This is a genomic window from Serratia quinivorans (assembly GCF_052113645.1).
In the GTDB taxonomy this organism is placed as follows: domain Bacteria; phylum Pseudomonadota; class Gammaproteobacteria; order Enterobacterales; family Enterobacteriaceae; genus Serratia; species Serratia quinivorans_B.
This window is the reverse complement of the sequence record NZ_JBIEIU010000026.1, coordinates 1-13,847: the sequence shown is the minus strand read 5'-3', so window position 1 is coordinate 13,847 and position 13,847 is coordinate 1. Positions and strand designations below refer to the sequence as shown.

16 protein-coding genes are annotated in these 13,847 nt (G+C 53.8%); 7 read left to right on the top strand and 9 right to left on the bottom strand.

The window, feature by feature from the left end:
• The first annotated feature begins 20 nt into the window (after positions 1–20).
• From ACGS9J_RS25825 to ACGS9J_RS25805, 5 genes are all read left to right on the top strand, one after another.
• A complete protein-coding gene (locus ACGS9J_RS25825; protein WP_442233461.1) occupies positions 21–155 on the top strand; it encodes a GpE family phage tail protein in 135 nt (44 codons plus the stop codon).
• Positions 148–2,202 (top strand): phage tail tape measure protein, encoded by a 2,055-nt coding sequence (locus ACGS9J_RS25820; RefSeq protein ID WP_442233460.1) that lies wholly within the window; start codon positions 148–150, stop codon positions 2,200–2,202. Before ACGS9J_RS25825 ends, ACGS9J_RS25820 begins: the two co-directional genes overlap by 8 nt.
• Positions 2,203–2,214: 12 nt before the next feature.
• Positions 2,215–2,676, top strand: a complete 462-nt coding sequence (locus ACGS9J_RS25815) for a phage tail protein (protein WP_442233459.1) — start codon at positions 2,215–2,217, stop codon at positions 2,674–2,676.
• On the top strand, positions 2,673–3,824 hold the full coding sequence (locus ACGS9J_RS25810) for a contractile injection system protein, VgrG/Pvc8 family (RefSeq protein WP_442233458.1): 1,152 nt from the start codon (positions 2,673–2,675) through the stop codon (positions 3,822–3,824). Before ACGS9J_RS25815 ends, ACGS9J_RS25810 begins: the two co-directional genes overlap by 4 nt.
• Positions 3,825–3,913: 89 nt before the next feature.
• Positions 3,914–4,132 (top strand): DNA-binding transcriptional regulator, encoded by a 219-nt coding sequence (locus ACGS9J_RS25805; RefSeq protein ID WP_020825293.1) that lies wholly within the window; start codon positions 3,914–3,916, stop codon positions 4,130–4,132.
• 165 nt (positions 4,133–4,297) lie between these two features.
• Here ACGS9J_RS25805 and rplS read toward each other — a convergent pair whose 3' ends face one another.
• The 5 genes from rplS to ffh all read right to left on the bottom strand — a co-directional run bounded on the left by rplS (position 4,298) and on the right by ffh (position 7,922).
• Positions 4,298–4,654 carry a 50S ribosomal protein L19 gene (gene rplS / locus ACGS9J_RS25800; RefSeq protein WP_012005300.1) on the bottom strand — a complete coding sequence of 119 codons (357 nt, stop codon included), beginning with the start codon at positions 4,652–4,654 and terminating at the stop codon, positions 4,298–4,300.
• Positions 4,655–4,708: 54 nt separating this feature from the next.
• Positions 4,709–5,476, bottom strand: coding sequence for a tRNA (guanosine(37)-N1)-methyltransferase TrmD (gene trmD / locus ACGS9J_RS25795; protein WP_442233457.1), 768 nt, complete (start codon positions 5,474–5,476; stop codon positions 4,709–4,711).
• Between the two features lie 52 nt (positions 5,477–5,528).
• Positions 5,529–6,077 (bottom strand): ribosome maturation factor RimM, encoded by a 549-nt coding sequence (rimM, locus tag ACGS9J_RS25790; protein WP_442233456.1) that lies wholly within the window; start codon positions 6,075–6,077, stop codon positions 5,529–5,531.
• Positions 6,078–6,095: 18 nt separating this feature from the next.
• The gene (gene rpsP / locus ACGS9J_RS25785) at positions 6,096–6,344 is read right to left on the bottom strand and encodes a 30S ribosomal protein S16 (RefSeq protein WP_004932501.1); all 249 of its coding nucleotides are present in this window, start codon (positions 6,342–6,344) and stop codon (positions 6,096–6,098) included.
• 216 nt (positions 6,345–6,560) lie between these two features.
• Positions 6,561–7,922 carry a signal recognition particle protein gene (gene ffh / locus ACGS9J_RS25780; RefSeq protein WP_442233455.1) on the bottom strand — a complete coding sequence of 454 codons (1,362 nt, stop codon included), beginning with the start codon at positions 7,920–7,922 and terminating at the stop codon, positions 6,561–6,563.
• A 169-nt stretch (positions 7,923–8,091) separates the two neighbouring features.
• Here ffh and ACGS9J_RS25775 point away from each other — a divergent pair, with 169 nt between their 5' ends.
• Positions 8,092–8,883 (top strand): cytochrome C assembly family protein, encoded by a 792-nt coding sequence (locus ACGS9J_RS25775; RefSeq protein WP_020825289.1) that lies wholly within the window; start codon positions 8,092–8,094, stop codon positions 8,881–8,883.
• Between the two features lie 40 nt (positions 8,884–8,923).
• Complete coding sequence (locus ACGS9J_RS25770; RefSeq protein WP_442233454.1) at positions 8,924–10,213, top strand: HlyC/CorC family transporter; 1,290 nt, start codon at positions 8,924–8,926, stop codon at positions 10,211–10,213.
• Positions 10,214–10,280: 67 nt separating this feature from the next.
• Here the strand turns inward: ACGS9J_RS25770 and luxS are convergent, their stop codons facing one another.
• The 4 genes from luxS to yqaB all read right to left on the bottom strand — a co-directional run bounded on the left by luxS (position 10,281) and on the right by yqaB (position 13,599).
• Complete coding sequence (luxS, locus tag ACGS9J_RS25765; RefSeq protein WP_020825287.1) at positions 10,281–10,796, bottom strand: S-ribosylhomocysteine lyase; 516 nt, start codon at positions 10,794–10,796, stop codon at positions 10,281–10,283.
• Positions 10,797–10,962: 166 nt separating this feature from the next.
• A complete protein-coding gene (gene gshA / locus ACGS9J_RS25760) occupies positions 10,963–12,525 on the bottom strand; it encodes a glutamate--cysteine ligase (protein ID WP_442233453.1) in 1,563 nt (520 codons plus the stop codon).
• A gap of 82 nt (positions 12,526–12,607) precedes the next feature.
• Positions 12,608–13,036, bottom strand: a complete 429-nt coding sequence (locus ACGS9J_RS25755) for a YqaA family protein (protein ID WP_442233452.1) — start codon at positions 13,034–13,036, stop codon at positions 12,608–12,610.
• A complete protein-coding gene (yqaB, locus tag ACGS9J_RS25750) occupies positions 13,033–13,599 on the bottom strand; it encodes a fructose-1-phosphate/6-phosphogluconate phosphatase (RefSeq protein ID WP_442233451.1) in 567 nt (188 codons plus the stop codon). Before yqaB ends, ACGS9J_RS25755 begins: the two co-directional genes overlap by 4 nt.
• Between the last annotated feature and the right edge of the window lie 248 nt (positions 13,600–13,847).

Here is a 13,847-nt window from a genome sequence, read left to right as displayed (position 1 = left end):
GCATCGACCCCGTTCTGACCGTGGACGATCTGATGGCGGATATCGCAGTGATTTTTCACTGGCCGCCATCGGAGATGAACGGCATGACGCTGACAGAGCTAATAGGCTGGCGCTACAGAGCGCTGCAACGCAGCGGAGTAAAAACAGATGAGTAATACCGACAGTAAAGAGGCGCTGGCAAATGCGAACACCACTGTCCGCAACCTCCGCCAGAAGCTTAAAACAGAACAGAAAAACCAGGCACAATTAACAAAGCTACTAAAAATAAGCACGGCACAGGCTGATGTGCTCGCGCAGTTGGATACAATTCAAAATACCCGTAAAACGTTGCCTGCGTTTTTGTCTTCACCTCAAGATATTGAAACGACACAACAGTCGAATCTCAATTACGTCGTGCAAAAGGCCCGCGGAACCTTGCTGTCTGCCCAACGGGGTCGTCTGGAAAAACGACTGCAGGGCCAAGGGATTGATACCGCCAATTTAAGCGGCGCCCAACAACAGGCCAAGCAAAAAATAGAGGCGACACAAGGCTATCTGGGCGCTGAGCAAGGTACCCGCCAAAAGCTGAGCCAGCAAAGGCGCACAGAAGTGATCGATGGTTTTCAAACCCGTCAGAACAAAATTGGAAAACTTGGCGGTGTCGCTTCACAAGGACTAACTCTGTCAGGCCAAGCTTTCAGCGCCGGCAAAAGTTTGTTCGCGCCGGGTATGGCGTTTGAACAGCAGATGTCCGATGTGCAAGCCCAGCTGGGATTGGACAATAACGACCCACGGCTACTTGCCCTACGCCAGCAGGCAACTGGCATGGCGGCCAAGGCGCAGTCCCCGCAGGACGCAGCTTTGGCTCAATCTGCCTTGGCGAACGCCGGTTACAACCCTCAGGAGGTTTTGACGGCAGCACCCGCCGCGCTAAATCTGGCCAAGGCCAGCGGTAGCAGCATCGACGAAACGGTCAAAACCTTGGCGGGGATCCAACAGGCCTTTCAGTTACCTGCCGATCAGGCAGGAAAGATCGCCGATGTGATGGCCAAAGCCAGCAGCAGCTATCAGCTGAGCCTGGGCGATCTCGATAAAAAACTGCAGGCCGCCGCACCTGCAGCCCTAAAAAATGGCATGGACCTGGAACAAACTGCTGCACAACTCGCCCCTCAGGGAAGTAGCTTGGGGAACGTCGATGGTGCGGCTCAGGCGATGGTTACCGTCAGGGGGGATAACCTGGATGGCGATATCCAAAAACTGTTCTCCTCTTGGGATAGCATTCGCATTGATCTGTTCGACGGTCAGAACTCATCCCTGCGCAAACTGACACAAACTGCGACCGGCTGGTTGACCACCCTCAGCCAATGGTCAACAGAAAACCCCGCGTTGGCCAATAGCCTGATGACAGTGGCCATAGCAATCACTGCGCTGATTGGCGGCCTATCAGCCATAGGAACCTTTATCGTGCCAGCGCTGAGTGCCATTAACATGCTGATGGCCGGTGCTGCCCTACTGGGCACCGTATTTACCGCCATTGGCGGAGTTATAGCCGGTGCCTTCGCCGCCCTGAGCCTGCCGATCATCGCGGTAGTCGCGGCGATTATCGGCGGTGCCGCCTTAATCTATAAATATTGGGAGCCTATCAGCGCCTTCATGGGTGGGGTAGCAGAGGGTTTTATTGCGGCTATCGCGCCGATAGTTGAAGGCTTCTCACCCTTGCTAAGCGTTTTTGACGCCATTATTGGCCTGGTTAAAAAGGGGTTCTCCGCCATTCAGGAGCTGCTGACTCCCGTCAAGATGACGCAGGAAGGACTAAACAGTGCCGCCAGCTACGGCAAAATCTTTGGCGAAGTCTTAACTACAGTGCTTACCTTGCCGATCGCGCTCTTCGCCAAACTGAGCGGCAGTATAGTGAAGTTGTTGAAAACGTTAGGTCTGCTAAGCACTACCCCCCCGGAGTTGGATGAGGATCAGATCAAGGCAGCCAAAAACGATCTGGCTTCATCGGCCTTGCAAGACAACGCCGCCGTGCAGAACTATCAACCGGCAATCGCCCCGGGCGCTGTCTCGACGGCGAATAACCGAAATATCACCAACCATATGACCATTAATACCACCCCTGGTATGGACCGTCAGGAAGTGGAGCAGATCATCGCCACTGTAAATCAAAGAAACCAGTTGGACAGCGAGAATGCGGCTTATTCCAACTATCACTTTACGTAAGGAGCCCAAACCATGATGCTAACGCTTGGGATGTTCGTCTTTATGCTGCGTACCGTCCCTTATCAGACCATGAACCGCCAGATTGGCTACCGCTGGCCGGAGAACAACCGCGTTGGCCAACGCGCAACCTCTCAATTTCTTGGTGTCGACGATGAAACCATAACGCTCAGTGGCCAATTGCTGCCCGAACTGACCGGTGGCCGCCTTTCGTTATTGTCACTGCAAACCATGGCGGAACAGGGGCGTGCCTGGCCCTTGATTGAGGGCAGTGGCACGATCTACGGCATGTTTGTGATCCAGAAGATCAGCCAAACCAGCACCAACTTCTTTCCAGATGGGCAACCCCGACAGATTAATTTCGACATTAGCCTCAAACGAGTAGATGAGTCTCTGCATGCCATGTTTGGTGATCTTCGCCAACAAACGGCGGAACTGATCGACAAAGCGCAGAAGACGATGGGGATAACGCTATGATCTCGGAGAACTACCAACCGATGGGGGCGAAACTCGCCCCTGATTTTATTCTCACGCTGGGCGAAAAGGACATTACCGAAAACATTCGCGATCGATTGATTACCTTAAAGATGGAGGATTTTAGCGGTTTCACGGCCGATACGCTGAACCTCACCCTGGATGACAGCGATGGACAATTGCGTATGCCCGAACGGGGGGCCGTCGTCGAATTGTTCCTCGGCTGGCAAGGATCGGCTCTGATTGGCCAGGGCAAATTTATCGTTGATACCATTACTCACAGCGGCGCTCCTGATACATTGCAAATTACCGCCCGCAGCGCTGATTTTCGCAATTCAATGACACTGCTGCGCAATAACTCTTACCACGATAAAACCGTCGGGCATATCGTGCAGCAAATTGCGGATCGCAATGGCTTCCCCGCCCCTTCTCTTGTTCCGGAAATTGCCGCCATCAAGGTTCCGCATATCGATCAGACCAATGAATCGGATTTGCAATTCCTGACTCGCCTGGCGAGCTTGAATGGCGCCCAGGCAAGTATTAAATATCAGCGGATCCTCTTCCTTACGCCAGGCATGGGACGCACTTCCTCCGGCGATCCCATCCCCATGATGACGCTGACTCGTGGCGATGGCGACAGGCATAGTTTTCAGCTAGCGGATGCCAAAGCCTACACTGGTGTGTCTGCTGTTTGGCTCAATACGAATAAGCCGGAGGAAGCGCAACGAAAAGTGAGTCTGCACCGTCAAGAGACCGCAGCCAAAGACAGGACACTGAAGCATCCGGCAGCCAAACCTGGCCCTGCCGTAGCCCAGAAGGAGGATCCAAATAACTATATGGTAGGTCAGCCCGATAAGGTCTATAACATTCCAAAAACCTTTCGCGACAAGATGTCCGCCATGCGTGCCGCTGATGCGCTATTCAAGCGCATTCAAAAAGGCGTCGCCAAGCTCAGCATCAATCTGGCCAAGGGTCACCCGGAGCTGTTCCCCGAACGCCCTATTCGAGTGCGCGGTTTCAAAAGCGTGATCGACAATCAAAATTGGGTGATCAGCAAAGTGACTCATAACCTGAGCGCCAGCGGCTACACCTGTGCCCTCGAGCTGGATATCCTGCTGACCGATTTGGAGTATCAAGCAACGGAGTCCTGATCTTTCATTTAAGTTTTAATCTTGCTTTTGCAAGTTAATGAGCTATTATAAGTCATATAACTTGATGCAGTCGAAAGAGGGATTCAACTATGATGCACTGTCCACTCTGCGGTAGCGTGGCCCATACTCGCTCCAGTCGTTATCTCAGTGAAGCGACTAAAGAGCGCTATCACCAATGCCAGAATATTAACTGTAGCTGTACCTTTGCCACGCATGAGTCCGTCGCGCGAGTGATTGTAAAGCCCGGTGATATTGTTCCGGCACAGCCACACCCGGAAAAAAGCAAACAGCGTGCCGCTGCGCTATAAGGTAAAAAGCCTGCAACCGCAGGCTTTTTTATGTCTGTTAAAGGGCTCTCTTAAGTAGCATTTCCAAACCAATATCTTGCAAATGCAAACACTGGTTTGCGAGCATAAAAAAAGGGGTTGGCATAATGCCAACCCCTTTATAGCTATTAACTTTTGGATGCAGCGTTAGCCGACGCGGTTCAGACGCTCTTTGATACGAGCAGACTTACCAGTACGCTCACGCAGATAGTACAGTTTGGCTTTACGAACGGCACCACGACGTTTAACAGCAATGCTGTCAATGACCGGTGAGTGAGTCTGGAATACACGCTCAACACCTTCGCCGTTGGAAATCTTACGAACAGTGAATGCAGAGTGCAGACCGCGGTTACGGATAGCGATAACCACGCCCTCGAATGCCTGCAGACGTTTTTTGCTACCTTCAACGACCCATACCTTAACTTCCACGGAATCACCCGGACGGAATGCAGGTACGTCTTGCTTCATCTGCTCTTGTTCAATTTGCTTAATAATGTTGCTCATAATATGTCTCTTACCCTAGGTAAACTGATATATCGGTCCCGTCGAGCCAGTTGCTCAGACGTTCCCTTCATAGTCCTGTTGCTTGGCCTGATGTTCCCGTTGGAACTCAGCCAGCAACACCGCTTGCTCGTCAGTCAGAGCTAGGCTTTCCAGAAGTTCAGGTCTTCTAAGCCAGGTACGGCCCAGCGACTGCTTTAAGCGCCAGCGACGTATCTCGGCATGGTTGCCCGACAGTAAAACTGGCGGAACCTCCATCCCTTCCAACACCTCAGGACGGGTATAGTGCGGGCAGTCCAGCAATCCATCGGCAAAAGAATCTTCTTCTGCTGAAGCCTGATGGCCCAGCACACCCGGTATAAAACGGGCGACTGAATCAATCAGGGTCATTGCCGGCAGTTCCCCGCCGCTGAGTACGTAATCGCCGATTGACCATTCTTCATCAATTTCGGTTTGGATCACGCGCTCATCTACCCCTTCATAACGACCGCACACCAGAATCATCTTCGGGTTGGCCGCCAGTTCGCACACGCCGGTTTGATCCAGCTTGCGCCCCTGAGGTGACAGATAAATCACCTTTGCTCCCTCGCCTGCCGCTGCTTTTGCTGCATGAATGGCTTCCCGCAAGGGTTGCACCATCATCAACATTCCCGGGCCGCCGCCATAAGGGCGATCGTCCACGGTACGATGCCGGTCGTAGGTGAAGTCACGCGGACTCCAACACTGCACGCTCAGCAGGCCATTTTTTACTGCCCGGCCAGTCACCCCGTAATCGGTGATCGCGCGGAACATCTCAGGAAACAGGCTTACAATACCAATGAACACAAGCCAATCCCCATACCGTCATTCCACTTGTTTCGACCGTTTAATTCGGAGGTCAAAAACCAGGATCCCAATCTGCTTCAATCACGCGAGCAGTGAGATCGACTTTCTTGATAACCTGCCCATGAAGAAACGGGACCAACCGCTCCTTCATGCCGAATGCATCTTTCAGGTTAGCTTTCACCACCATCACGTCATTCGAACCGGTTTCCATCATATCGACGACTTTACCCAGTTCGTAACCGGTGGTCGTGACTACCTGGCAGCCCATAAGGTCTTTCCAGTAGTAATCATCACCCACCAACGCAGGAAGTTGTTCCGAATCCACCAGGATCTCGCGATTGGTCAGTAGATTCGCAGCATCCCGATCATCAACGCCTTTGACTTTGATGATCAGATCCTGACTGTGGCGCTTCCAGTCTTCCAACTCGACAAGCTGCCATTGACCCGCCTGCTGGATAAACCACGGCTGATAGTCAAAAATGCTTTCGGCGTTCTCGGTGGATGAAAATACTCTGAGCCAACCACGAATGCCGTAAGTAGACCCCATTTTACCGAGTACAATCGGCTGCTTAGGTGCTACCGGTTTGAGTTGCTTGCTCATTGCCACCACCGCGACAGATTAAGCTGCTTTCTTAGCGTCTTTGATCAGCGCATGAACGCGATCAGAAACGGTTGCACCCAGGCCGACCCAATGTTCGATGCGGTCCAGGTCCAGACGCAGTGCTTCAGCCTGACCAGATGCGATCGGGTTGAAGAAGCCTACGCGCTCGATGAAGCGACCATCACGAGCATTGCGGCTGTCGGTCACTACTACTTGATAGAACGGACGCTTTTTAGCGCCGCCACGTGCCAAACGAATTGTTACCATAACATCCTCTTTAGTTAATAAAACAGCCGGGCCCCATTGAGGGAACGGGGCCCGGTTGCAATATAAAAAGCCCGAAAATTTTACTCATTTTGGCGCAAAAAGCAATCTAAAGCGTAGATCACCGTCAACTACTTTTTTCGGCCAGCAATATTTCGGGCGGTTTTCACCGCGAACGGCAAATGCTTAAACGCGCTCGCCCCAGAGGGCAAGCACCTGTCAGCGGCCTGGGAAGCCCGGCGGCATCATACCTTTCATGCCACGCATCATCTTCGCCATTCCGCCTTTCTTCATCTTTTTCATCATGCGCTGCATTTCGTCGAACTGCTTCAACAAGCGGTTAACATCCTGCACCTGCATGCCGGAACCCATCGCAATACGACGCTTGCGCGAACCTTTGATGATTTCCGGTTTGGCGCGCTCTTTCAGCGTCATCGAATTGATGATCGCTTCCATGCGCACCAGAACCTTGTCGTCCATTTGCGATTTCACATTGTCCGGCAGTTGGCCGGCACCAGGCAGTTTGCTCAGCATGCTGGCCATACCGCCCATGTTACGCATCTGCTTCAGCTGTTCCAGGAAGTCAGTCAGATCGAAACCGTCGCCTTTCTTCAGCTTGTTAGCCAGTTTCTCCGCCTGCTCGCGGTCAACCTTGCTTTCAATATCTTCGATCAGCGACAGCACATCGCCCATGCCGAGAATGCGTGATGCCACGCGGTCCGGATGGAAAGGCTCCAGCGCTTCGGTTTTCTCACCCACGCCGAGGAACTTGATCGGTTTACCGGTAATGTGGCGGATAGACAACGCGGCACCGCCACGCGCATCACCGTCGACCTTGGTCAGCACCACGCCGGTCAGCGGCAGCGCTTCGTTAAAGGCCTTGGCGGTGTTAGCCGCATCCTGACCGGTCATGGCGTCGACCACAAACAGGGTTTCCACCGGCTTGATCGCCGCGTGCACCTGTTTGATTTCGTCCATCATCGCTTCGTCAACGTGCAAACGGCCGGCGGTATCGACGATCAGTACGTCGTAAAACTTCAGCTTGGCCTGTTGCAGTGCACGGTTAACGATGTCGATCGGTTTTTCTTTAACATCGGACGGGAAGAAGTCGATACCGACGCTTTCCGCCAGGGTTTCCAGCTGTTTGATCGCCGCAGGGCGATAAACGTCAGCGGAAACCACCAGAACTTTTTTCTTCTGTTTTTCTTTCAGGAATTTGCCGAGCTTGGCAACGCTGGTGGTTTTACCGGCGCCCTGCAGGCCCGCCATCAGCACCACGGCCGGCGGTTGCGCCGCCAGGTTCAGCTCGGTATTCACTTCGCCCATTGCGGCAATCAGCTCGCCCTTGACGATCTTGACGAACTCCTGCCCCGGCGTCAGGCTTTTGTTGACTTCATGACCTACCGCGCTCTCTTTTACGCGGCTGATAAAGTCCCGCACTACCGGCAGCGCAACGTCCGCCTCCAGCAACGCCATGCGCACTTCGCGCAGGGTTTCCTTGATATTTTCTTCGGTCAGCCGCCCACGGCCGCTGATATTGCGCAGGGTGCGCGACAAACGATCGGTTAAATTTTCAAACATCGTCTCATGCTCAACGTGTAATGACAGGCCGCTCTGGCGACATAATTGCGGCGATTATAACACGAAGCGTAGAGGATCTCTGCCTCAGCGTTGGAGATCGGTTGGAGTGGGACGCGCTCGACGCTATACTGACAATCCAATTCACCACGTCGAAGCAAAATTAAACGCTATGCCAGTTTTCTCCATTGTGGCTTTGATCGCCTACCTGCTCAGCCTTGGACTGATTATTCCCAGCTTGTTGCGGAAGAACAGCGCATACCGTCGGCTTGCTCTCGTCTCGGCGGTGGTGGCGCTGATTTGTCACGCCATCGCACTGCAACAGCGTATCTTTGACGTCAGCGCCGGGCAAAACCTCAGCCTGCTCAATATAGGTTCGATAGTCAGCCTGATCATCTGCTCGGTCATGACTTTCGTGGCTTCGCGCGATCGCGGCTGGTTCCTGCTGCCGATCGTCTACAGCTTCGCGATGATCAATCTGGCCTTCGCCAGCTTTATGCCGGGTGAATTTATTACGCATCTGGAAGCCAGCCCGGAACTGATGGTGCATATCGGCCTGGCGCTGTTCTCCTACGCTACTCTGATCATTGCCGCGCTGTATGCGCTGCAGCTGGCCTGGCTGGATTACCTGCTGAAAAACAAAAAATTGTCCTTCAGCGCCGATATGCCGCCGCTGATGAGCATCGAACGCAAAATGTTCCACATCACCCAGATCGGCGTCGTGTTGCTCACGCTAACGCTGTGCACCGGTCTGCTTTATATGGATAACCTGTTCAGTAAAGAGAACGTGCATAAAGCCGTGCTGTCCATCATGGCGTGGTTTGTCTACATCGTCTTGCTGTGGGGCCATTATCACGAAGGTTGGCGTGGTCGTCGCGTCGTTTGGTTCAGCTTTGCCGGTGCCTTCCTGCTGACGCTGGCCTACTTCGGCAGCCGTCTGATTCAGCAAGTGATGGTTCGCTAAACCCTCAGGCTATCTTTCTCCATACATAAGGAATACCGCGTTGGAGCACGTTTCGACAGGGACCCTGATCATTATCCTGGTGATCATGATTGTGGTTTCCGCTTACTTCTCAGCATCCGAAACCGGCATGATGACGCTGAATCGCTATCGTCTGCGTCATCTCTCCAAGCAGGGCAACCGTTCTGCCCGCCGGGTCGAAAAACTGCTGCAAAAACCGGATCGCCTGATTGGCCTGGTGCTGATCGGCAATAACCTGGTCAATATTCTCGCCTCCGCGCTGGCGACCATTGTCGGTATGCGCCTGTATGGCGATTTTGGCGTGGCTATCGCCACCGGTGTATTGACCTTCGCCGTGTTGTTGTTCGCCGAAGTGCTGCCTAAAACCTTCGCCGCGCTGTATCCGGAACGCATCGCATTCCCCAGCAGCTTTTTGCTGGCACCGCTGCAGAAGGTGATGTTTCCGCTGGTGTGGCTGCTCAACGGCATCACCACGTTGCTCCTGCGCCTTTTCGGTATTCACACTAACGTGCGTGTCAGCGATGCCGTCAGCAAGGAGGAACTGCGCACTATCGTTAATGAATCCCACTCGCAGATTTCCCGCCGCAATCAGGACATGCTGATTTCAGTCCTGGATCTGGAGAAGGTGACGGTCAACGACATCATGGTGCCGCGCAACGAGATCGTCGGTATCGACGTCAATGACGACTGGAAGTCGATCATGCGTCAGCTCACTCACTCACCGCACGGTCGTATCGTGCTGTACCGCAGTTCTCTGGATGATGCCATCGGCATGCTCCGGGTGCGTGAAGCCTACCGCCTGATGACCGAGAAGAAAGAGTTCAACAAAGAGAACCTGCTGCGCGCCGCCGATGAAATTTACTACGTGCCCGAAGGCACGCCGCTGAACGTCCAACTGGTGAAGTTCCAGCGCAATAAAGAGAAAGTCGGGATCGTGGTGGACGAATACGGAGATATTCAGGGGCTGGTGACGGTCGAAGATATCCTGGAGGAGATCGTCGGTGACTTCACCACCTCCATGTCACCAACGCTGGCGGAAGAGGTTAATCCGCAAAGCGACGGCTCGGTGCTGATAGACGGCACCGCCAACGTACGCGAGTTAAACAAAGCGTTCAACTGGACGCTGCCGGCCATCGAGGCACGCACCATCAACGGCATGTTGCTGGAAGAACTGGAAGAGATCCCTGAGGTCGGTACCCGAGTCCGCATCGGCCATTACGATATCAGTATTCTCGACGTGCAGGACAACATGATCAAGCAGGTGCGGGTCACCCCGATAAAGTCTCTGCAATCGAGCGTTCAACAACGCTGACCGCCCGCCAGAAAGGAAAAAAGACGCGATATTCGCGTCTTTTTTTATCGCTGTACCCTGTGACGGACTAGATGTGCAGTTCCTGCAGCTTCTCTTTCGGCAGCGCCAGTTCTTCGTTGTGATTCACTACGACGTCGTGATCAAGAATGTGCTTAGCGATTTCCTGTGCTTCTTCCAGCGAGTGCATGTGGTAAGTCCCGCATTGGAATTCATTCAGCTCAGGAATTTTGCGCTGATCGGTCACTTTCAACACATCGGCCATCGCCGCTTTCCACGCGTCGGCAACACGCTGCTCTTCCGGCACACCAATCAGGCTCATGTAAAAGCCGGTACGGCATCCCATTGGGGAGATATCGATAATCTCAACGCCCTGACCATTCAGATGGTCACGCATAAAGCCGGCAAACAGATGTTCCAGCGTATGAATGCCGCGCTCTGGCATCACTTCCAGATTCGGTCGGCAGAAACGCAGATCGAACACGGTAATGGTATCGCCATGAGGAGTTTTCATGGTTTTCGCGACGCGGACAGCCGGGGCTGCCATGCGGGTATGGTCTACGGTGAAGCTATCCAGCAGTGGCATTTCGTTACCTCCTCGTAAAAGAGTATTTATTTCGAAACTTTTTTATCTAACCAGGAAACCTTTTCCAACCCAGCGAGTCTGAGTATGTGAAAGACGCGCATTTGTTATCATCATCCCTGTCATCAGAGATGCATATTTGGCCACATTGATGTGGCCTTTTCTTTTTTCAGCTCCCGCCGTGTTGTTTCAGGAACTCTTCAAAGCTTAGCGTATCGTTGGCTTCTATGTTGCGTTGACGCTGCCATGAGGCTTTCTGCTCTTCCGCCAGTTCGGCTTCCGTCAAAATTTCCAACGGCTCTTCCATCAGCATCTGACGATACTGTTCAGCCAATTGCAGGCCCACGCGGCCGGTGCCCTCTTCCTTCATCGCCTTCAGAATACGAGCGGAAAACGTCAGATCAGGATCGTCAAACGCGGCGACCAGTTCGTCACACACCTGTTGGTATTGACGATCGCCGGCTTCGCTATCTAAAACTTCCGCCACACGGCGTAGATCGTCAAACAGCGCTTTGCCCACTTTTGCCAGCGGCTCGCGGCTGTCATCACACCCGATACCGATGGTCTGACCCGGCTTACGCCCTTCGAGGATCACCCGGTTCCAGTTTTGACGCGTGCACAGCAATTCATCGCTGCTCATCTCCGGCGCATCGGCCAGCACGCACCACACCAGGAACAGGTCCAGGAAGCGCGCCTGTACCGCATCCACGCCAATTGGCGAGAACGGGTTGATGTCCAGCGAGCGAACTTCAATGTACTCGATACCGCCGCGCAGAAGCGCATCTGACGGGGTCTCGCCGCTTTTGGTCACACGCTTCGGCCGAATTGGCGCATAAAGTTCGTTTTCGATCTGCAGCACGTTGCTGTTCAACTGCAGATAACGATCGCCGTCCTTCACACCCAACTTGGCAAACTCTTCTGAAGGCGTGACGATCGCCCGTTTCAGGCCTTCGACATAGCTTTGCAGATCATTGAAGGTGATGCCCAAATTGCTCTGGGATTTATTGGTGTAGCCCAGGTCACTCAACCGCAGCGAGGTGGCATACGGCAGATAACACATGCCCTGCTCGGTACGCTCAAACGGCAGCGTGGTTTCCCGCCCTTTCAGGAACGAGGAGCAGATCGCCGGCGATGCGCCGAACAGATACGGGATCACCCAGCCAAAACGGTAATAGTTGCGGATCAGCCGGAAATAGCCCGCGGAAATCTGCTCTTTGCCGCTTTCGGCGTCTTTAACGCCGGCCCATGCCTGCCAGAACTCCAGCGGCAATGAGAAATTGTAGTGCACGCCGGAAATGGTCTGCATCAGCGCACCGTAGCGGTTCTTCAACCCTTCACGGTACAACGTCTTCATGCGGCCAATGTTCGACGAACCGAACTGCGCCAGCTCAATGTCCTGCTCGGCTTCAATAAAGCACGGCATGCTGAGCGGCCACATACGCTCATCACCCAGGTTACGCGCAACGTGACGATGAATATCACGCAAAAACGCCAGCAGGTGATCGAGGTTATCGTCAACCGGCGTAATAAACTCTAACAGCGCCTCAGCAAAGTCTGTGGTGATCCAGTGGTGCGTTAATGCCGCCCCCAGTTTCTCCGGATGTCCGGTTGTCGCCAGCGTTCCGTCTTCGGTGACACGCAGCGTTTCACGCTCAATGCCACGACGGATGCCTTTTAATGCATGGGGATGGGCTTCCAACCAAGAAAGCGCCTGGGATACGTCCGGGATCAAATTGACCTCCCGCTTCTAAAAACAATAACTCGTAAGCATACTGAATCCGCACCCGAGAGAATATTGAGTTATATTCACGTCGTTAATGCCACCAGGCCATTCCCTGTAGCGTTATCATAGTCAAAATGATGTAACGCAGCGCCTTTCCGATACACAGAAACAGCGCGACAGGGCCCCAGGGCATGCGCAGCCAACCTGCCAACACGCACAACAAATCGCCCACTACCGGTACCCAACTGAGCAACAGCGCAGCCGGGCCAAAGCGTTGCATCCACCCGAGCGCTGTATCCAGCCCCCGCTGCGGTTTCAACGCCGGTAACAGGCGCCCGATAATGACATTGGTCAGCCCGCCAAGGGTATTTCCCAACGTCGCGGCCAACACCAGCAACTCTGGTGAGACACGGCTGTTGGTCAGCAAGGCGACCAAAACAATTTCTGAATTTCCCGGCAGCAACGTCGAACTGAGGAAGCTGCTGCCAAATAACGACATTACGGCCAGCGTACTACTCACAGCGTACGGACGTCTACCACGGCCATATTGGCGCTTTTCGCCGCCTGAATGCCGAAATCGGCGTCTTCAAACACCACGCATTTCTCCGGCGGCACGCCAATCAGTTCGGCGCAGCGCAGGAAGGTATCCGGTTCAGGCTTGTGGCGTTGCACGTCATCGGCGCCGACGATCGCATCGAAGCAATGGAGCAGACCCAGATGGCGCAACAGGGTTTCCGCCATACGATGCTCACTGCCCGTGCCCACCGCCATTGGACGACGACCATGATAGGCTTTGACCACCTCGATCAACGGCAAAGGGCGCACGCTGTCCAACAGCATCGCTTCTACCGCACGGGTTTTCTCTGCAGCCAACTGATGGGGATCGAGATCGGCTTGATGGCTGGCAATAATCGCCTGGGCAATGCGCCAGGTCGGAGAACCGCTCAACGCCACCATTGCCGCCTCATCAAACGTCATACCGTAACGGGACAACACCTCGTGCCACGCCTTGCGGTGCGTTGGCTCGGTATCAAGAATAGTGCCGTCCATGTCGAAAATAAGACCCTGATAGCGGTCGTACATCGTTACTCCATGATCGTTGAGGAAAGAAAACTACTTTAGCGTAAAGCCGGAAGGTTGTCGCTGATCGCGTAATAGCGGAATGTGCTGTGCGGGAGAGTGAAGAGCCGGGGGTTCAATAATCTATGGCGGGGCCAGAAAGCGAAAAACCCGCCGAAGCGGGTTTTTCTTTAGATGGTGCATCCAGGAGGATTCGAACCTCCGACCGCTCGGTTCGTAGCCGAGTACTCTATCCAGCTGAGCTATGGATG